Genomic DNA, 21,192 nt, shown 5'->3' on the forward strand with positions numbered 1-21,192 from the left:
ACATTTGAAGCAAAAAGGGCTTTTGGAAAACCAGAAGCCCTTTTTTATTGCTAAGCCCAACTAAACTTATTTATAGACTTTTTAAAGTTTCTTCATTTGCCTCAAGAATTTTATTCAAGTGGGCATCTTCCAAAGCTGTAGACAGAAAGAGACTTTCATATTGAGAAGGAGCCAGATAAATGCCTTTTTCAAGCATTCCTCTAAAATACTTCCCAAAAACCTCGGTGTCACAGGTTTGGGCATCTGCAAAGTTCTTTACTTTTTGGTCTGTAAAGAAAAGCGTGTACATACTTCCCAAATTATTGATGGTATAAGGAAGCCCCAAACGTTTAAGGCTATCCTTAAGTCCGGCTACCAAGGTTTCCCCTGTTTTTTCTAACTGAGTATATACATTAGGGTTTTCATCCAAGTATTTAAGCATGGTAAGCCCTGCGGCCATGGCAATCGGGTTTCCTGAAAGTGTTCCTGCCTGGTAAACAGGTCCTGAAGGAGAGACAAAATCCATAATTTCGGCTTTTCCACCATAAGCTCCCACCGGCATTCCTCCACCAATAATTTTACCCATAGTGGTGAGATCAGGCGTTACCCCTAAATACTGCTGGGCACCTCCGGGAGACAACCTAAATCCGGTCATTACCTCATCAAAAATCAGTACAATTTCTTCCGCATCACAAAGCTTCCTTAGGCCTTCCAAAAAGCCGGGCTCCGGCAATACACAGCCCATATTTCCCGCAACCGGTTCTAAAATAATGGCTGCAATTTCACCTTTATTCGCCTCCAAAACTTCTTTGACTTTTCCCAAGTCATTGAAAGGAGCCAAAAGGGTATCTTTGGCAGTACCATGCGTTACTCCGGGTGAATCAGGATTGCCCATGGTAATGGCTCCTGAGCCTGCTGCGATAAGGAAGCTATCCCCATGCCCATGGTAATTTCCTTCAAATTTTAAAAATTTATCTTTCCCGGTAAAACCTCTGGCAAGTCTTACTGCTGACATGGTGGCTTCTGTGCCACTGTTAACCATTCTCACTTTCTCTACGGAGGGAACCATCTTGGTAATCAGTTCCGCTATTTCTACTTCCATCCCTGTAGGTGCTCCAAAGGAAGTCCCTTTCTCCATGGCTTTGATTACGGCCTCACGCACCAAAGGGTGGTTATGTCCTAGCACCATTGGCCCCCAACTGTTGATGGCTTCTATGTATTCATTACCATCAACATCATAGATATAGGCACCTTCTGCATGAGAAATAAACAATGGATCTCCTCCAACGGCTTTAAAAGCCCTAACAGGTGAGTTCACCCCACCCGGTATAAATTTTTTCGCTTTCTCAAAAAGTTGCTTGCTTTTACTTGTATTCATTTTCAATTAATCTTCAATAGTCAAAACGCCATCCACCAAACTTAATATAGGGACGTAATTATTAAATTTCACTCCTGAAAAATCAAAACCAAAGGTCAAATTTCCTTTCATAAAGTTACTACGGTCCAGGTTTTTTTGAAAATCAAACCCTTTTTCATCATTGATGACCTTTGTTACAAAATCTGCCAACTCATAGCCCATATAGGCAAAGGAAGTTGGGTAATCCTTGTAAACATTTAAGTAGTTCTCTCTAAAATCATCCAAGAGTTCATTGTTAAAGTCAACCGTATTGTTACCTATAAAATGAAAGTTCTGTGCTTCCATCATGTCATAATTGGCAAAGTCAAAATACAACCAGCTCTCCATCACCACCACAGGCATCCCTGCACCTAAAGACTCTACAAGTCCGAAGGTTGGTGAAGCAATATTCGGATCATCAGAAAAAACTACCATAATATCAGCCTCAGGATTGCCATTTGCACTCAAGTCCAGACTTTCGAAAAACTCATGCATGTCTCTGGTAGAAACCTTTTGATTTCTCACTATTTGAAGCCCACTTTTTCTGGCCATTTCCGCAAAGGTCCCTGCCAACAACTCATCTCTACTGGTTCCTGAATAGGCCAAGGCAACCCTCCTGCCCTCAAATTTTCTGCAGTAGTTCAATACTTTTTGACTTATGGCCTTTATGGATGGTCTAAATAAATAGGCGTACTCGTAGCCATTGATATTGTCATCAATATTAGAAAGGGGATTTATTTGAGGTATTTTATTTTTTGCTGCATAATTAGCTACAAGTGCTGTCTCTTCAGGGTATAGCGGGCCAATAATAATATCGGCTTTGTGCAAAAATGGATCTTCGAGTATACCTCTTACTTTTGCATCATTTCTTTCAGTGTCAAAAGTCTTGAAATTTATTTGAACACCATTGGCTTGGGCTTGTTCCAAGGCCAATTTAACACCTTGGTGAAGCTGCAAAACAAAATTATTGGCTTTTAAAAATTGGGCACCTGACCTGCCTTCATAATTGAAAGGTAGCACCACTGCGATGTCTAAAACATCGTCCTTCTCCGGTAGAAAAGTATTTCCATCCCCCTTAGAAAAAGACCTGTTTTTTATTTGATCGTAAAGCTTTCTTTCATTTGTCGACATTGCCCCTTGTGTCTCAAGTCTTTGCTTAAGGGCCATTACCAAGCCATCATTTTCCGGAAAAAGGCCATATTGAACAGCAAGTGAACTTGAAGCACTTACTTTAAGGAAATTATAAGTGGCACGATAAGCTTCTTCCTTTAAGTCTTCATCTGAGATTTCTTTGATCAACCGCAAAGCATCATTGGGTGTAGACTGCTGGAAATAACACAAAGCCAATAAGTAACGTACATCGTCCTTTTTTGCAAACCCACGAGTATCTAGCAAGGAGTTCAAAGCCTCTTTTGCTAGCTCAAACTGCCTGTTTTCATAGGCTGCCCTGGCAAAATGAAACCTTGCATAATCAGAAAGCGAGGCATACTTCTCTTTGTCGAGATAGGGGCGCAACAACTCCATGGCCTCCGATTGATTACCTTGCTGAATTTGTTTTTTTGCCTGCTCAAACTGCTCAAAACCCTCCTGAGAAAATGCAGGCATTACAGGCAGGATTAGAATTAGGAAGTATAGTAATATTTTCATTTGGTGAAGAACGCTTTAATGGTGTAGTTTCAAACTTCGTACCTTTTTTCACAAAAACCAGTCAACCATTCAAAATTACGAAATTAAATTTTCCTTAAGGGCATTTACATAAAAAAGCCTGATGAAGATATCAGGCTTTTATGTTAATCTTTATTCCCACTCAATGGTTGCTGGTGGCTTGGAACTGATATCGTACACCACCCTATTTACTCCTTTTACTTTGTTGATGATATCATTGGATACCTTTCCTAAGAAATCGTAAGGTAAATGCACCCAATCCGCTGTCATCCCATCTACAGAAGAAACAGCTCTAAGGGCCACTACTCTTTCATAAGTTCTTTCGTCCCCCATGACCCCTACCGACTGAACCGGTAGCAGCATGGAGCCTGCTTGCCATACGTCGTCGTATAAACCTGCATCTTTTAAACCTTGGATAAATATATAATCGACTTCTTGAAGGGTTTGTACTTTCTCGGCTGTGATATCACCCAATATCCTGATCCCTAGCCCAGGACCCGGAAAAGGATGCCTGCCAATGATGGTATCTGCTATTCCTAAAGCTTTACCTACTTCCCTTACTCCATCTTTAAAAAGTGTATTCAGGGGCTCTACCACTTTAAGCTTCATAAAATCAGGCAATCCCCCTACATTGTGGTGAGATTTGATTGTTGCTGAAGGGCCATTAACAGAAACGGATTCGATCACATCCGGATAAATGGTGCCTTGCCCAAGCCATTTCACATCTTTAATTTTATGGGCTTCATCATCAAAAACCTCGATAAAGGTTTTTCCAATCGCTTTTCTCTTTCCTTCAGGGTCTGATATACCGGCCAAAGCATCATAAAACTTCTGCTTGGCATCCACACCAATGACATTAAGCCCCATTCCTTTGTAGGAATCCAGGACTTCTTCAAACTCATTTTTTCTTAACAAACCATTGTCCACAAAGACACAGGTCAGTTGATCTCCGATGGCCCTATGAATAAGGGTAGCTGCCACAGAAGAATCAACCCCTCCCGATAAGCCCATTACCACACGGTCCTTTCCTATACTTTCCTTTAAAGAAGCAACCGTAGCATCTATAAACACATCAGACGTCCAATCCTGAGCACAATCACAAATTTGAACCACAAAATTTCTTAAGAGGTTTTTCCCCTCTTCAGAATGGGTTACCTCCGGATGAAACTGAATACCAAAGGTCTCCTCTCCTTGAACCTGATAAGCTGCTACCTTTACGTTTTGTGTACTAGCTATAATATCGAAGCCTTCCGGTAGCTCTTTGATCGTATCACCGTGAGACATCCACACCTGAGAATCATGCGTCATCTCTTTTAGTAAAGGCGAATGGGTATCTAAATAAGAAAGCCTGGCCCTGCCATATTCCCTGGTATCTGAGGGCTTTACCTCTCCGCCAAATTTCTGTGCCATCAACTGGGCACCATAACAAACGCCCAATATGGGAAGCTTTCCTCTCAAAGGAGTCAAATCGAGATCAGGGGCATCACTGTCCTTTACAGAACAAGGGCTCCCGGAAAGGATAACTCCTTTAATATCGGAAGTGATGGGTGGAATTTTATTATACGGGTGAATTTCACAATATACATCCAGTTCCCGAACACGTCTTGCGATAAGTTGCGTGTATTGAGAACCAAAGTCTAGGATTAAAATCTGTTCTGCCATGCGCAAATTTAATCAGCCCTTGCCAATTCCCGAAATAAAAAGATAAATTTCCAAAATAATATTTGGGGTTAATGGTTTGGAAAAAATGCAGAAAACCAAAAAAACAACTGTCACGTCCTAAATTAGGTTTACTCTTTCTTTTCATTTTACACATTTATTTGTGTTTTTTTCTGGATAGGTCAAAGTGAAAACTGAGATTGCCTCCCTTTCAGGGCTCAGGATTTAAATATTTACCTATTGCCACAGGGCTGACACCCTGTGCTAAGTCACTATGCCCTTTCCTTTAGATTTGAGAAATGTTAATATTCTAAGATTACTGTTATATACATTGAGAGAGCCTTGTAAAGACTCATAAATTGTGAATAACGGTGGATAACATTAAATTAGGAATAGGAACGGGGTGAACTTACGCCCTTTCTAGGACACTAAGGCCTATGCCCTGTATCAGTCCCCGTTCCATGTTCCGGTTGCCTTGAGAACCAATTAGAATTTTAGGTTAACAGACCTTCTAAAGGTTTTAGTTTCAGCAACCATATTTATTAACATTTAATAGTAAAGTTATGAAATTTAGAGCATTTATCGGTATTGACGTGAGTAAATCTACCATCGATATCCATTTGAGAAACGCTGGAAGGCACTCTGTGTTTGTTAATGATTTGGAAGGTTTTGAAGCCATGGTCGAATGGCTTATGGACATTTTGGGGCAGGTATGCCCTGATGAATTGATGTTTGGAATGGAGCACACCGGGCTTTATAGCGAGCTTCTGATCTCTTTTCTCAACGATCACAACTTCCCCTTTACGGTACTTTCTGGCTTGGAGGTGAAAAAGTCTATGGGGATCCGAAGAGGTAAATCAGACAAAGCTGACTCCAAAGATATTGCCGAGTATATTTATGAGAAAAGGGAGAAGATCAAATTGTTCCGTATGCCCTCCCGAAGCTTGAAATCGATAAGAAAGCTTGCCTCTTACAGGGAACGTTTGGTAAAGGAAAGAACCGCCTTCAAAACAAGACTAGGAGAACACCAAAAGGTCTATGGTAAGGAGTCTTATGAGATATATACTCAATCACATAAACAGATCATAGCCTGTCTAGACAAACAGATTAAAGGAATGGAAGCCGAAATGGAACGGCTGATAAAGGATGACCAGGAAATGCTAAGACAATACCAGTTGATCAAATCTGTAAAGGGTATAGGTCCCCAGACTGCCATCATGATGATTGTGCTTACTAAAGCGTTTACTGCTTTTCCAGATTGGAGAAAGTTTGCCAGTTATGCAGGAATCGCCCCTTTCCCCAACCAGTCGGGGACATATATGGGTAAGACGAGAACCAGTAAACTGGCAAACAAACGTATAAAAGCACTTCTAACCATGTGTGCGGGGGTGGCCGTACAATACAATCCAGAGATGAGACTTTATTACGAACAACGGGTTAATAAAGGCAAGAATAAAATGAGTACAATGAATATTATAAGAAATAAACTCGTATCAAGGGTCTTTGCGGTAATAGAAAGAGGTACCCCATATGTCGAAACAATGAAATATGCTGCTTAAAAATTAAAAATTGTACTATTCCACTTGCTTTAATCTTAGAATACAGGGCTAAAATGAAAAAATATCCGGATTAAAAGTTCATTTTCAACTAAAAATTCAATGAGGTGAAACACCAACTTCAACCAATCAAACCCGGCCCTGAAAGGGTCAGATATAATAGCACAGGTTGAAGCCCTGTGTGGAAAATCCGTATTGCAACCTAAGCCCTGCAGGGGCGAAATATTTTGAACAATTTGAGATTTATCTGTGATGAGTACTTGTCCTAAAAAAAGTTTACCTATTAAAATTTAAATACTACTTTAGGTTTACATTTCACGTAAAAAATCCCCCTTACCCTCCGCCGTGGCGGAGGGATTTGTAACGTTTGTATTAGCGGATACATATTTACATTTCACTTTCTCAGCCCAATAAAATTCCATTAGATTAGCCTCGAAGGCCTTTTGCTGCAACTCCCCCTTAATCTAAGGTAAAAGGGGGAATTTCAGAACAGCTTTTTGCATTCCAAATTTAATATTGAGTCAGTCCAAAAGTAAATCCAATGGGCTTGGTGGCAAGGTAACCTGACCACGAGCGGAAGGGGTAGGTAATTTCGAATTCGTCACCCTAAGGCTTCGGCTCCGCTCAGCCACCGGGATAAAGGAAGGTTTTAATTCGCTTTATCTAAAGCTTGCTTAATTTTATTGGCAATTTCTTCCATTTCTGAAGGCTCCAATTGTAGCTTTGGCCTGCTGAAATTGATATCATCCATGCTCCTTAGAGGAACCAAATGGATATGTACATGAGGTACCTCCAAGCCGATGACAGCCACACCTATTCGGGTACATTTGATGACCGATTCCTGGGCTTTGGCGACTTTCTTGGCAAAAAGGTGAAGACTAGAATACAATTCATCATCCAGATCATAGATATAATCTACTTCTTCCTTGGGCACCACCAATACGTGGCCTTTTACCAAAGGCATGATGTCTAAAAAAGCAATATGTTGCTCATCCTCAGCAACGATATGTGCCGGAATTTTTCTGTTGATAATCTTTGTGAAAATAGAAGGCATAAGTAAGGAAGTTAATGATTGATCACAAAAAAATCCCGATGCATCGCAACCGGGATTAAAAAATTATATGCTTATTTCAAGCACTTCAAATTCTACCAAACCGGCAGGGGCTTGGATTTGAGCAATTTCTCCAACTTTTTTACCCAAAAGACCTTTACCAAAAGGTGAGGCTGATGAAATTTTGTTGGCTTTCAAATCTGCTTCTTCTTCAGATACCAATGTGTAAGAAACGGTCATGCCATTTTTTACATTTTTTATTTTTACAGTGCAAAGAATACCTACCTTGGACGTATCCATTTTGGAGTTATCCAATACCCTGGCATTACCAATGACGTTTTCCAGTTTGGCAATCTTCAATTCCAAATGCCCCTGAGCATCTTTGGCTGCATCATATTCTGCATTTTCACTCAAATCACCCTTATCTCTGGCTTCGGCGATTTGCTTGGCAATGTCTGTTCTGCCTTTGGTCTTTAGGAACAAAAGCTCATCTTTGAGCTTCCGCAATCCTTCTTCTGTATAATACTGTATGCTTCCCATATTTATTAATTGTTAGCCTCTTATTAAATAAAATAACGGCCTCAACCTTGAGACCGTTTCCATATGCTTCCTTTATTTTCTATATGCAAAGATAAAATAAGAATTCATATTTTACAATTTAACTATCTTTTATTAAGACACTAACCCTTCCATTGACCGGCAATTTTAGCTACTAAAACCTCATTTATCTTACGATAAGACTCATTGGTCCACCCTGCTACATGCGGCGAAAAAAGGACTTGCTTGAATGTGGTCAGCTCCTCAAAAGATGCGCGCTCCATTGGTGTTAAGGTTTTGAGCTTTTCCTTTTCCAAAACATCCAAAGCAGCTCCTTTTATTTTTCCACTCCGAAGTTCCTGTATCAATGTCTTTACAGAGATAACCTCACCACGGGCTGTATTGATCAAATAAAAAGGTTTTTTGAAACCTTGGATCACCTCAGGTGAAAAGAAAGCCCTGGTCTCTTCCGTCAGTGGTACATGAATACTCAATATATCTGCTTGTGCTTGAATGGTCTCAAAGCTGCATTCTTGCACATATTCATCGCCGAAGCCCTTTTTGTATTTATCGTAAGCAAGTATTTTCACACCAAAGCCCTTGAGTCGCTGAGCAAAAGCCGCCCCCATATTACCATAGCCAAATATCCCTACAGTCTTTCCACACAGCTCCACACCTCTATTTCCCTCTCGGTCCCAAACACCACTTCTTACCTGCTGATTTGACTGTATATAGTGATTAAACAAAGCCAGGAGCATACCAAGGGCATGCTCTGCCACCGCATCTCGATTACCTTCAGGTGCTGAATAGAGAGCTATGGAATTTTGCTCCAAAAAGTCCAGGTCAATATTATCCAAGCCTGCCCCTGCCCTGGCGACAAATTTTAATTGCACCCCTTTTTCCAATAAGCCCCGGTCAATAGGAGTTTTGGAACGGATTACCAGCCCTTGGTAGTCGGGAAGAATTTGGAGAATACCTTCTCTATCGATTTCCGGTCTATAATGCACCTCATGCCCTTTTTCTTCCAAAAGAGGTACTATGCTCTCATGCATGAGGTCAATGATTAAAATTTTCATGTATGTATTAAAGATTCAACAATAAAGTAGCAACCATAAAGTAAACGGCTAAGCCCATCAGGTCATTGGCCGTGGTAATAAAAGGCCCGGATGCCATGGCTGGATTTATCCCCAACTTATCTAGAATTATCGGTGTGAGGGTTCCCATAAAAGAGGCAAGCAAAACTACACTGAACAAAGCGATACTTACCACCAAGCCAAACTTAACCTCCTTATCATATAAAAAAACCACCGTTCCCATCACAAACAAGGCCAAAACCAGTCCATTCAACACCGCTACTAAAAGCACTTTTAGCAAACGTTTTGTCAGGCTATCTTCAAATACGGAACGATTCGCCAAACTCTGGACGATTAGAGTAGAGGACTGAATGCCTACATTACCACCTGTGGCCGTTATGAGTGGGATAAAAAATGCCAAAGCTGTTACAGCATTTAGCCCTTCTTCAAAGAAGCCGATAAATCCTGCCCCTAATAGTCCGCCAACCATTCCAATCAATAGCCATGGCAATCTTGCTCTTGACAGTCGGTACACAGAATCGGATTCCTCCACATCGTCTGAGAAACCTGTCATCGCCTGAATATCCTCTTCCGCCTGGTCTCTTATCAGGTCTAGAATATCATCTACAGTAATTCGTCCTACCAGTTTGTTTTTCACATTCACCACAGGGACAGCCTCTAAATCATATTTTCTCATGATTTCGGCCACCTCCTCACCTTCCATATAGGTGGGAACAGATATGATGTTTTCTTCATACAAATCAGCCACCTTGGTATTTGAGGAGGCTAAGATCAACTTTTTCAGGGCAACCCTTCCAAGTAACTGTTCCTTATTGTCTACCACATAGATGCTGAAGATCTTTTCGACGTTTTCTGCCTGTCTCCTAATCTCATCGATGGTTTGTACCACCGTCCAGTTAAGGTTGGCCTTTATGATCTCTTTGGCCATCAAACCACCAGCGCTGTCCTCGTCATACCGAAGTAACTCAATGATGTATAAGGACTTTTCTTTGACCTCAAGATGGCTAATCACCGCTTCCCGATCATTGACTACCAGTTGATTGAGTATATCCACCGCATCATCTGAGTCCATATGATCTATCAAAGTCGCCAATTCCTCAGGGGGCATGGCCTTAATTACTTTGTATTGTGGATCCTCATCCAGCTCATTGAGAATGTCCGCAGAAAAATCAGGATCCAAAGCCCTTAAGACAAATAAGGCTTCCATCATGTCCAACTCATCCAATATCGCAGCAACATCTGCTTTATTGATGTCCAACATGGACTCCTGAATAAAGGCTACATTTTCACTTTCTATATTTTCCCTGAGCGCCTCCAGGTATTCCTTGGATAGCTCAAATGAGTTTAATTCTTCCAAGATGTTTCTAGTTGTTGGGTTAAAAGAACAAATTCATCTACTCCCAGTTGCTCGGCCCTTGAATCTAATATTGGTAATGCTTTAAATTCATCTGAAAGGCCCATTGGTTTCAATGCATTTCTTAGGGTTTTCCTTCTGGTACTAAAAGCCTGTTTGACAAGTCTGAAAAACAGCTTTTCATCACAATCCAACTTCTCTACATTGTTTCGGCTGATGCGGATCACCCCACTGTTCACTTTGGGAGGAGGGTCAAATACTTCCGGTGGCACCGTAAATAAATATTCAACATCATAATAAGCTTGTAACAAAACACTTAAAATACCATAGGTCTTGTTTCCTTTTTTCGCAGTCATCCTTTCCGCTACTTCTTTCTGCAACATCCCTACTACTTCTGTCACCAGCTCTCTCTTTTCCAATACCTTAAAAAATATTTGACTGGAAATATTGTAAGGAAAATTGCCAATAATCGCATGAGGGCCCGCTAATTTATCCTTGAAATAATAATTCAAGAAGTCCCCTTCAATGATGGTAAGTGTATCCGGCTCATATTTTTTCTCAAGAAAATGGATAGATTCTTTATCTATTTCTATCAGGTGTAAATCCCAATTTTTGTCCAACAAAAAATCAGTTAGCACGCCCATCCCCGGTCCAATTTCTAACACTACATTGGTACCCATATGCCCAGTAAGTGCTCCGGCTATCTTCTCTGCAACATTTAAGTCTTTAAGAAAATGTTGGCCTAAATGTTTTTTAGCTCTCACTTTACTCATAACAATGCTAATTTAAAGGGATTTTAAGTCACCAAAAGTAAACAATTTAATGCAACGACCATAACATAAACCGAACAGCATTTAAAAATATAAAAAGCCTTTTACCTAAGCATTTCTATCCAATTTAAACCATAAACTCGAGTCATTATCCACATATTGGCTATGCTTGTTTTCTCTCTTCGCCTTTCCATAACCCCACAGCCTTTAACTGTTTATCTGAAGGGCTATGCTCAGTCAAAAATTTACATGCGAACAGTCAAAATACTTTCTTTTTAATTTTAGTAAGTTCTTGCTCATCCTTCTGAATGCTTATTTCAGGATAATAACTCCTCAGGCGAATATCTTGCGGCACAGTATTGTATTGGTCTCTCAACCATTCTACAGCCGAAGCACTTAATAGCGAAAGTTTCACAGGAACGATCCCATCATTTACCATGTCTAAATGCTCGGCTACCCCTTTGGAAAGGTCAATTATTCGTTTAGAGTTCTTCGGCAAGCGGTCATTAATTCTTACAATAGCCTGCAAACCGTTTTTTTGATTGGTCACTTTTACCAAGGTTCCAAAAGGCAAGTGCTTGTGGGCAGCAGTAAATTCCCACATATTATAAATTTCTCCATTCGCTGTTCGACGATTATGAAATCGAGTACCATAATAACTGGCAATTCCTTCTTGAATAACCAGAAGGGAGTCCGGGTAGGTAAAGGGAGATTGTGCCCATGAAATGCTTTCGAAGCCAATGACAAGCACAAGGCCTACAGCCAAAATTCTTTTCATAATGTATTTACTTACAACAATTGTTCCACCAGGATTTAGAGAAGTGATTTTTACCTATTCGGCAGAACGCCTCGCATTCATTTTAGGCATTATCAAATCCCACTTAAGTAAGTGGCCTTGACCTCATCAGGCGAAAATTCCTTCAAAAATACAGAAATGTCCTTGCCCTACTCTGTCTTTAACGTAAATTTATCTATGGAATATGTAAATGACTCTCTCAATTCTTAATGTATTAGTAGAAAACAGGAGGAAATCATTGCCTTTGAAATGAGATATTAAGGAGTTGTTTGGTAAAAAAAATGAGCCAAGCTGTAGCTTTTTAAGCCCCGGATAAAGGTTAAACAATAAGCTCCTGTAAATGCATAGGCCTACCAACTTTAACTATTGACAACCATTTGACCCATTTAAAACCCAATAGGTTAACCATATTATTTTAGACAATGAAGCAAATCAAAATTTTACATACTGCCGATTGGCATTTGGGAAAAAGACTTCAGGAAGCCTCGCGATTGGAAGAACAAAAATTTGTCCTCGAAGAAATAATCGACATTTCCAATTCAGAAGATGTTGATTTGGTTTTACTTGCAGGAGATATATTTGATGGGTTTAATCCCAGCCATGAATCCATCGAATTGCTGTACAAGACACTTCGAAAGCTTTCCCAAAATGGGCAAAGGCCGGTGGTTGCCATCTCTGGCAATCATGATAGCAGCCAATTTATAGAAGCCCCGGACCCTTTGGCCAGGGAGATGGGCATATTTTTTTACAGCAGATATGACAGCATTATCCCCACCGGAAAGCTTGATAGTGGCATTGAGGTGGTGGCATCAGATAAAGGCTTTATTTCATTGCAGCTCCCCTCTTGGGATTTTCCGGTACGAATAATATTGGCTCCTTATGCCAACGAGGTTTCATTACGAACCTATCTGGGAGAAGGGGATAGAGAAAGTGAGTTGCGCAAAGTATTGGAAGAAAAATGGACCAACTTGGCGGATCAGTATTGTGACAGCTCGGGATTGAATGTATTCCTCGGGCATTTCTTCTTTGTCAAAGAAGGCACCACTCCTGAAAAAGAACCGGAAAGTGAACGCCCCATTCTGCATGTGGGAGGAACGCAGGCCTTGTATACATCAAATATTCCTTCACAAATACAGTATGCCGCATTGGGACACTTGCACCGCTACCATGCCGCTAGCAAAAGTCCCTTTCCGGTCGTATACTCCAGCTCTCCTTTGGCTTATTCTTTCAGTGAAGCCGGCCAGGAAAAACAGGTGGTCCTCATTACCGGCACTCCCAATGAACCGGTTAATTATAAACCTATTCCCCTAAAAAAAGGCAGGAAACTGGAAAGAAAAAAATTCAGTGACTTGCCTACCGCTTTGGAATGGCTGGAAGAAAACCCTTATTGTTTTGTGGAATTGACCTACGAAACAGACGATGCCATAGATGCAGCCACAAGAAAAAGTCTTTTGCAAGCACATGACGGGATCATCAACATTATTCCCCAAATTAAAAACCTAGGAAACGAGCAAGACCAACAGCTTCAGGTAAAAGATTTAGAAAAAGACATGACAAGTTTATTTAAAATGTACTACCAAAGTGAAAAAGGGCAACTTCCCAATGAAGCCCTATTGTCAGTATTCAATGAAATCCTTAGCCAAGACGATAAATTATGATTCCTTTAAAGCTTTCCGTTCAAGGACTTTACTCCTACAAGGAAGAACAAACCATAGATTTTGAAAAACTTACTGCAGCAGGAATTTTTGGCATTTTCGGTGCTGTAGGCAGTGGAAAATCCTCCATTTTGGAGGCCATACTTTTGGCCCTGTACGGCAGCACTGAAAGGCTGTCGGACAGGGGTGAAAAAAACAGCATGGTCAACCTGCAAAGCCAACAGTTGCTTATCAATTTCGAATTCAAAGCAGGGAAAAACAACCATCAGATTTATTTAGCCAGGTATGCAGTCAAGCGGAACAGCAAAAAATTTGATGAGATAAAACCTGCAGAACACACATTTTATCTTAAGGAAGGAGATGCAACCACACCGCTGAATCAGAATGCTGAAGCCATAATCGGCATGAAAAAGGAGCATTTTAAGCAAACGGTGATCATTCCACAAGGTAAATTCAGGGAATTTATAGACCTTACCCCCGGACCTAGAGCTGAAATGATTAAGGAGCTGTTTGGCTTGGGACGCTTTGATTTGTCAGCCAAAACCGGCAGTCTCTTAAAAGCGGTCAGGGGAGAATTGATTCGACTGGAAACACAAGTGGAAGGACTAGGCGAAATTTCTGCAGAGCTTTTAAAAGAAAAAGAAAAAGCACAGCAAGAATTAACAAAAACTATGAATGCCGCCACAGAAAGCCTTGAAAAGACCAACTTACAATTTCAATCCCTTCAAGCGCAAAAGCAAAAGCACAACCAACTGCTGGCCTACCAAAAGCAGTGGGAAGACCTTCAAAGCCGAACGAAAGAAATTGAAACCAAGAAAAAGGAGCTGAAAGCCTTTATACAGGCAAACAGCTATTTGAAACCGGTTTGGAATCAAATAAAAGATGAGCGGTTAGAGCTAGAGAAAGCCACCATAGGACTTGCAGATTGCAGCAGGTTTAAGCTAACCTACGCTGAACAAATCGACAAGCTGGAGCAAGAGGAAGAGGATTTGAGGAAAAAGGCTGACAAACGCCCAGAGCGGGAAGCCAAAATCCGGGACTTGGAAAAGGTTATAGCGATTCAAATCATCCAAAGAAAACTAGACGCCGCTCAAAAAAAAGTTTCCCAAATTAAACCCACTATAGAAGAAGGCCAAATCCAACAAAAAGCCTTAGAGAATCAACTTGATTTATTGGAAAAGGAGCTTGAAGAGAATAGAAACCAGTCCAATAGTACACTCATGGCAAGACTTACCGGCGACTTAAAGGATTGGAAAAGCCTCTCCTTGAGCATCAAAAAGCTGGAAGAGGCCATTGCCAAATTAAAATTAGAAAATGATTCCATTCAGAAAGAAAAAAACAAAATTATAGGCATGATTCCTTCCCAATTCACGAGTTTGGAACTCTGGGATGCTTGGGAAAAAGAAAACATCAAATCTATAGAAGCGGATAAAGCAAAGTTTATTGAAAAAAAGGCTTTACAGGCCCATATCCACAGTTTAAAAGAAGGAGAACCTTGCCCACTCTGTGGGGCTGTAGAACACCCTTACCCCCTTACTTCAGATCACACCGAAGAGAGGGTAAACGGCTATAATCAACAAATTGAGGAAACTAGGCAGAATCTGGAAAAAATCCAACTCCTTTCCCGGAGGCTTTATGATCAGGAGCTTCAAAAGACCAATCAAACTAAACTAATATCCGACAAAACCGGAGAACTGGAGGACTTAAACCATCAATTCAACACCCTTAAAAATGAGTTAAGCACTTTAGGTATACATACTCTGGAAGACATCAATGAAAAGCTCTCAGTCCTTACGGATCAAATTAAAAAAGAAGATCAACTTCACAACAGTGCTCGGGAGTATAGAAAAAAAATAGACATTCTGCGGACTCGAATAGATGGTGCCCATCAAGAACTGAGAGAGGAAGAGCAGAAGGCCATTGCCCTAGGCAGCACCTTACAAGCAAAGGAAGATGAAATCATTGACAAGGTTTTCTGTGAAAAGTACATGGATTCGTCTACTGAGACCATCCAGCAAATGATAGCCAGTGTTCGAAAGGACATTGAAGACACTGCCAATTTATTGGATGGGAAACAAAAAGTCCTGAAAGAAAAGCGCCAGGATGCGGCAACCAATTTGGCCAATCTGGAGAATTTCAGCAAAAACAAAGAGGAAGCATCTATCAAACTGGAAAAGTTGAAAAATGAATTCGATGCTTTGAAAACCCAGTATGGACAAACAGATCAGGCTCAGTTGGAAAAACTTTTCAACAGCCATCTTGATGAAGAGAAACTTGATCAAGAAATACGGGAGTATGAGCAAGACTGTTCCGTAGTCCAATCCCACCTTGCAGCGCTGGAAGCTGAGGAAGGCATCAAAACCTTTGACCAGAATTTCTTTGACGCTGTAGCCGAGGACCACAAAAAGAAAAAAGAGGAATTGGACCAGGTGCAAAAAGCGAAAATAAATATAGACCGAGATGTTTCAGACATTAGGGAGAAGGTAGAGACAAAGAAAGGTTTACTAAAGATATTGGACACCATGGAAAACAGGGCTTCCAATTTAAAAGAATTGGAACAGTTGTTTAAGGGCAGTGGCTTTGTAAAATATGTCAGCAGCATTTATCTCAAAGAATTGTGCAACACCGCCAACAAGCGATTTACTCAACTGACAAAAAACAGCCTGAGGTTGGAAATAGATGACAACAATACATTTTGGGTGGTAGACTATTTAAATGATGGCAAGAAAAGGTTGCTTAAAACTTTATCCGGAGGCCAAACCTTCCAGGCTTCCTTATGCCTGGCACTGGCCTTGGCAGAAAAAGTGAAATCACTCAATCAAGCAGATCAAAGTTTCTTCTTTTTGGATGAAGGTTTTGGCGCTTTGGACAGGAAGTCACTGAGAATAGTCTTTGAGACTTTGAAAGCCTTAAGGCATGAAAACAGAATTGTAGGCATCATTAGTCATGTTGAAGAGTTACAACAAGAAATTGGTGTTTTCGCCACAATAGAATTAGACCCAGAAAAAGGGAGTCAAGTAAATTACAGTTATCAATAAAAAAAAGCATCCCTGTGATTCAGGGATGCTTACTTTACTTAATTGTATCCGAAGTCAATTAGGCCTTTGCTTTTTCAGCTTGTTTCAATCGAAGTATAAAATCGCTAAGAACATTCATATAATTGATAAAGGCTTCATAGGGACTTTCGTAGGGGCTAAAATAAGCATGTATGTCACCATCGGAGAAAAACTTGGTGCACATATAATAAAAATGATCGCTGGTTTGTAAATACCTCCAATCTTTATAAATCTCAGGATCATCACAGCGTTTTACCATATTCTCCAATTCAAAGAGTCTGTCAAATGCTTCGTCTTGAAGGTCATTACCTAACCAAGCGGTAAGATCACGCTCCTCATCCGCCCAGGAAATCGGAGTAGGCACATTGATCTGCCCTACAGGAGATGCATTGGCGATTACCTCCGATGGCGTAGAAAAGCTAAAGTCCGTTTGTTGGAAAATTGCACCCGGAAGGTCTTTCATAAATTCAAAAATCCCAGTCTCCTTCCATTGGTGTTCACCAAATGTCTCATAATCCATAAACAGGTTGATCACTTCATCTTCCTTGGGCACTTGATTGAGCCAACCTATAAACTTATCAGTGGTGAGTGGATAATCCGTCCAGGTTTTTTCCCCAAATCTAAATGCTATATCATCACTAAGTCTGAAATTTTTAAGCAATACTTTCAGTTTGGGTTCAATTGAATTTACATATACAAAATTGGGGCTTTTCCATCCCAGGATATGCTTGGCTCCTTCAGACAGGATCCCTTCAAAGCCCATTTTTGAGACCATCGCCCCTATTTCATCAGAGTAGATCAACTCAGTATTTCTAAACACCTTGGGTTTATAGCCATTGAAGTGATGCTGAATCTTCTCCTGATGCAGCTTTACCATATCTTTAAACTCAGTCTCACTCTTGAGGGCACAGAGTGAATGACCATAAGTCTCATTGAGTAATTCTACATGACCTGTAGCCACCAGTTCTTGGAAACTGTGAAGCACTTCCGGGGCATAGGCCTCCATTTGGTCGAGAACCGTACCTGAGAGTGAAAAGCACACCTTGAACTTCCCATCAAATTTCCTGATTAATTCCAACAAAAGTTGATTCATTGGCAAGTAGCACTTTTTGGCTACCTTATTCATGATGTTTCTGTTCGAGTAGTCATCCCAATAATCATGATCATCCCCAATCTCAAAAAAGCGATAAGGTTTTAATCTAAAGGGTTGGTGTACTTGAAAATAAAAACAAATGGTTCTCATATCCTATTGATTAACGGTTTGCTTATAAATACCTATTACTTTTTCGGCAACGTGCTCCCATTTGAGCCTTTTTAATTCTTCTCTACCCATTTCTTTAAACATTTTGGATATCCCATTGTAATGCAACAGTGCAAAAATGGAATCAGCCATTGCATCGATATCCCAGAAATCCACCTTCACTGCGTTTTGTAGCACTTCTGCTACGCCGGACTGCTTAGAGATAATCACCGGGGTACTGTGCCTTACAGCCTCTAGCGGTGAAATTCCAAATGGCTCTGAAACGGAAGGCATGACATATACATCACTTAAGGCAAACATTTTGTCCACATCATCTCCTTTTAGGAAGCCCGTAAAATGAAATTTTGTACCTATCCTTAGTTCGGCAACCCTTTGAATCATGCGGTTGAGAAGATCTCCCGATCCAGCCATCACAAAACGGACATTTTCATCTTTCTTTATCACTTTTGCCGCAGCTTCCACAAAATATTCGGGTCCTTTCTGAAAGGTTATTCTTCCTAGAAAAGTGACAATTTTTTCCGGCACCTTTTTCTCCACATGGGACTTGATGATACTTGTATCCAATACAGCATTGTGAACTACGGTTACCTTTTCTTCAGGTATGCCATATTTGGTCACTATTGTATTTTTGGTGAGTTGGCTTACAGCAATAATTTTATCCGCTGCTTCCATACCTGCTTTCTCTATATCAAAGACCCTTTGATTTACAGTTTGGCCGGAACGGTCAAATTCTGTGGCATGTACATGCGCAATCATGGGTTTGCCACTGATCTGTTTGGCGGCTATACCTGCGGGAAAGGAAAGCCAATCATGGGCATGAATCAAGTCAAACTTTTTATTTTTGGCAATTTGAGCGGCAACCAGCGCATAACGTGACACTTCCAGTATCAGGTCTTTACCATATTTTCCACTAAAACTAAATTTATTGGCCAGAACACTGGATTCAAGCTCATCCTGATCTTTAAGCAAACGTTCGGTATGGTTATGATATTCCTCAGGGCTGAGGTAGGGAACCAGAAAAGAACTAACCTCAAGGTAGGTCAGGTTTTTCCAGATATCACGAAACCGGCGTTCCCTATAATCAATTTCTATTTCACTCGCGTTCACAAATTCAGCCAATGGATCTTCATCCCCCCAAAGTTTTGGGACAACAAAAATCAGGTCTTGTTTGTGGTGGTCCATTCCTTTAACTAAACCATAACAGGCAGTACCTAAACCACCAGAAATATGAGGAGGAAATTCCCAACCAAACATTAATACTTTCATATATTGTCCCTTTACAAGTTGTTGATTAAATATTTCATCCTTAACAATTCACCTACACTCCAAGCTTGAGAAATTGCTCCTTTGGGCCTGTGGGGCGGATCACCTTCATAAATTTCCGCAATTGTTCCAATCCCATATTGCGTCATCACCTCATCAAAGCTATCGATCATGGTTTCCACCAGTTTCTTGCCTTGCTTCCCATGCAATTTCAAATAGCCTTCAGCAAAATGCCCTAATAACCAAGGCCAGGCTGTCCCTTGATGGTATGCATTGTCCCTTTCGGTTTGATCCCCTTTATAATATCCTTTGTATCGAGGATCACTCGGTGCCAAAGTCCTTAAGCCTCTATAGGTAAATAAATTGGTTTTTACCACCTCCAATACACTGTCTTTTTGTTCATTGGAAAGTGGGCTATAAGGTAAAGAGGTAGCAAAGACCATATTTGGCCTAATGGACCAGTCCTTATCTTCATCGGTGATTACATCTGCTAAGTAACCTTTTTTCTCAGACCAAAATCGATCCACAAAGCTTACCTCCACCTGATCTGCCAATTCACGCGCTTCATCATCTCCGGTCATTTCATGATAAAACCTCAGGGCATTGTACCATAAGGCATTGATTTCTACAGGACAGCCAATTCTAGGGGTCACCGGCCCTTCTTTGGTAACCGCATCCATCCAAGTCAAGCCAACACCTTCTACACCTCCACTGATAAGTCCATCTTCCTGCACATGAATTTTAAAATCTGTCCCTGCCTTAAAGCCATCTATTATCCCTTTGCATTTATCTATATATTTCGACAGAATGCTCTCCTTGTCACCTGTAAAAATAATATATTGCTGCAAAGTCCAGAAGAACCAAAGTGGTGCATCTATGGAGTTCATATTTGTAGAAACACCACTTCCTACATTTGGAAACATGGCTCCTTTCAAATCCTTGGTCATGGAATCCATAACATCTAAAAAGGTTTGATTATCTTCCATGGTCAAGGTAAGCCCAGGCAATGCGATAAAAGTATCTCTACCCCACCAGCCAAACCAAGGATACCCGGCAATCACACGTGTTTCCCCATCGCGTTTGCTTATAAACTGGCTGGCAGAATTTTTCAGACAGTTTTCAAAATTATCTCTTGGTATTCTTCTTTTAATTTCCTCATTAAAATTATCATGAAGTTCAGCCGTATTGGCTACTTTTAATCCGGCCGAAAAAATAACTTCGTCCCCTTTTTCCATTTCAAACTCGAAGTACCCGGGGACATACAAGTCTTCTTGATAATCGTAGCCTCGCTCTATTTCTTTGGAGTATTCTATATTGTAAAACCAATCAGGAACGGGAACAAAATCGTTGTTCATCGACACCTGTAATGACAAAGGATCATAGGCTTCATAAAGCTGAACCTGTACACCATTTTCGATCTTCTTTATTTTTTTATTTACATAGGTATTGGCTTTAGATAATCCATGGTAACCACGAAAAGCCAAAAAAGGATTAATTCTTATCTTAGTAGGAATAACGGCATCTGCCAATGTATACCTAATCATTACCCGGTCTGTTGTAGAGTCCAGGATAATCTCTTTTTCAAAAATCACTCCCCCCACCCTGTAGGTAAGTTTTGGGATAGGCTCTGAGTCAAAATCTTCAAGATATTTATGTCCCCTGGGGGAATAGGTACCCGGGTATTTATTAATTCCTAGGTTAAAAACGGCATCTTTTTGTACAATACTCTCATGCACATTGGATAGCATCACGTGCAGTTGACCGTCTATTTGCGGTTGTGGTGCAACGAGCAGCCCATGGTATTTCCTTGTATTACAGCCAATAATGGTGGTACTCGTATAACAACCCAAGGGGTTTGAACGAATAATCTCTTTTTCTAAAGAGTAATTGAGGTTAATGAGTTGAGTCTTATCAAAGTGTATATAGCTCATTTAATCAAAAGTTTGAGGTTTTTATAAAAATACTTTAATCCTTCGTAAAGAAAAATATTTAAGATAAAAACTAAAGCAATTAATCAAAATGATTAAAATATCACTGACTTTTTGACAAAAAAAAAGAACTCAATTAGAGTTCTTGTGGAATTTTATATTTTCAACAGCT

General features: G+C 40.4%; 15 protein-coding genes. 3 read left to right on the forward strand and 12 right to left on the reverse strand.

The genetic code is table 11. The annotated features are described in order from the left end of the window. Nucleotides 1–70 precede the first annotated feature (70 nt). The 3 genes from hemL to guaA all read right to left on the reverse strand — a co-directional run bounded on the left by hemL (nt 71) and on the right by guaA (nt 4,702). Nucleotides 71–1,357, reverse strand: coding sequence for a glutamate-1-semialdehyde 2,1-aminomutase (hemL, locus tag ACYVHJ_RS07295; RefSeq protein ID WP_460513616.1), 1,287 nt, complete (start codon nt 1,355–1,357; stop codon nt 71–73). A 6-nt stretch (nt 1,358–1,363) separates the two neighbouring features. Continuing rightward, nucleotides 1,364–3,022, reverse strand: coding sequence for an ABC transporter substrate-binding protein (locus ACYVHJ_RS07300; RefSeq protein ID WP_339902081.1), 1,659 nt, complete (start codon nt 3,020–3,022; stop codon nt 1,364–1,366). Nucleotides 3,023–3,172: 150 nt separating this feature from the next. Then, a complete protein-coding gene (guaA, locus tag ACYVHJ_RS07305; RefSeq protein WP_460513619.1) occupies nt 3,173–4,702 on the reverse strand; it encodes a glutamine-hydrolyzing GMP synthase in 1,530 nt (509 codons plus the stop codon). Nucleotides 4,703–5,262: 560 nt separating this feature from the next. Between guaA and ACYVHJ_RS07310 the strand changes: the two genes are divergently transcribed. Then, nucleotides 5,263–6,258, forward strand: coding sequence for an IS110 family RNA-guided transposase (locus tag ACYVHJ_RS07310; RefSeq protein WP_460513621.1), 996 nt, complete (start codon nt 5,263–5,265; stop codon nt 6,256–6,258). Nucleotides 6,259–6,904: 646 nt separating this feature from the next. Here ACYVHJ_RS07310 and ACYVHJ_RS07315 read toward each other — a convergent pair. The 6 genes from ACYVHJ_RS07315 to ACYVHJ_RS07340 all read right to left on the reverse strand — a co-directional run bounded on the left by ACYVHJ_RS07315 (nt 6,905) and on the right by ACYVHJ_RS07340 (nt 11,839). After that, nucleotides 6,905–7,309, reverse strand: coding sequence for an HIT family protein (locus tag ACYVHJ_RS07315; RefSeq protein WP_460513623.1), 405 nt, complete (start codon nt 7,307–7,309; stop codon nt 6,905–6,907). Nucleotides 7,310–7,372: 63 nt separating this feature from the next. Continuing rightward, on the reverse strand, nt 7,373–7,846 hold the full coding sequence (gene greA / locus ACYVHJ_RS07320; RefSeq protein WP_303612920.1) for a transcription elongation factor GreA: 474 nt from the start codon (nt 7,844–7,846) through the stop codon (nt 7,373–7,375). 140 nt (nt 7,847–7,986) lie between these two features. After that, nucleotides 7,987–8,919, reverse strand: coding sequence for a 2-hydroxyacid dehydrogenase (locus ACYVHJ_RS07325; RefSeq protein WP_460513625.1), 933 nt, complete (start codon nt 8,917–8,919; stop codon nt 7,987–7,989). 7 nt (nt 8,920–8,926) lie between these two features. Continuing rightward, the gene (gene mgtE / locus ACYVHJ_RS07330; RefSeq protein ID WP_460513627.1) at nt 8,927–10,294 is read right to left on the reverse strand and encodes a magnesium transporter; all 1,368 of its coding nucleotides are present in this window, start codon (nt 10,292–10,294) and stop codon (nt 8,927–8,929) included. Then, the gene (gene rsmA, locus ACYVHJ_RS07335; protein ID WP_460513629.1) at nt 10,282–11,064 is read right to left on the reverse strand and encodes a ribosomal RNA small subunit methyltransferase A; all 783 of its coding nucleotides are present in this window, start codon (nt 11,062–11,064) and stop codon (nt 10,282–10,284) included. The genes mgtE and rsmA overlap by 13 nt, the downstream gene beginning before the upstream one ends. Before the next feature lie 256 nt (nt 11,065–11,320). Continuing rightward, on the reverse strand, nt 11,321–11,839 hold the full coding sequence (locus tag ACYVHJ_RS07340) for a septal ring lytic transglycosylase RlpA family protein (RefSeq protein WP_460513631.1): 519 nt from the start codon (nt 11,837–11,839) through the stop codon (nt 11,321–11,323). Nucleotides 11,840–12,279: 440 nt separating this feature from the next. Between ACYVHJ_RS07340 and ACYVHJ_RS07345 the strand changes: the two genes are divergently transcribed. Together ACYVHJ_RS07345 and ACYVHJ_RS07350 are read left to right on the forward strand one after the other, a co-directional pair. After that, nucleotides 12,280–13,515, forward strand: coding sequence for a metallophosphoesterase family protein (locus ACYVHJ_RS07345; RefSeq protein ID WP_460513633.1), 1,236 nt, complete (start codon nt 12,280–12,282; stop codon nt 13,513–13,515). Continuing rightward, nucleotides 13,512–16,550: a sbcc family protein gene (locus ACYVHJ_RS07350; protein ID WP_460513635.1), complete on the forward strand. Its 3,039-nt coding sequence runs from the start codon at nt 13,512–13,514 to the stop codon at nt 16,548–16,550. Before ACYVHJ_RS07345 ends, ACYVHJ_RS07350 begins: the two co-directional genes overlap by 4 nt. Before the next feature lie 58 nt (nt 16,551–16,608). On the opposite strand, the gene ACYVHJ_RS07355 is transcribed toward ACYVHJ_RS07350, so the two are convergent. The 3 genes from ACYVHJ_RS07355 to ACYVHJ_RS07365 are packed head-to-tail and all read right to left on the reverse strand — an operon-like array spanning nt 16,609 to nt 21,023. Further along, entirely contained in the window at nt 16,609–17,811 is a 1,203-nt protein-coding gene (locus ACYVHJ_RS07355) for a glycoside hydrolase family 57 protein (protein ID WP_460513637.1), read from the reverse strand. A gap of 3 nt (nt 17,812–17,814) precedes the next feature. Continuing rightward, nucleotides 17,815–19,095, reverse strand: coding sequence for a glycosyltransferase family 4 protein (locus ACYVHJ_RS07360; RefSeq protein ID WP_460513639.1), 1,281 nt, complete (start codon nt 19,093–19,095; stop codon nt 17,815–17,817). An 11-nt stretch (nt 19,096–19,106) separates the two neighbouring features. Next, entirely contained in the window at nt 19,107–21,023 is a 1,917-nt protein-coding gene (locus ACYVHJ_RS07365; protein ID WP_339901947.1) for an amylo-alpha-1,6-glucosidase, read from the reverse strand. Nucleotides 21,024–21,192 lie beyond the last annotated feature (169 nt).

The sequence above is a fragment of the Cyclobacterium sediminis genome (assembly GCF_054781075.1).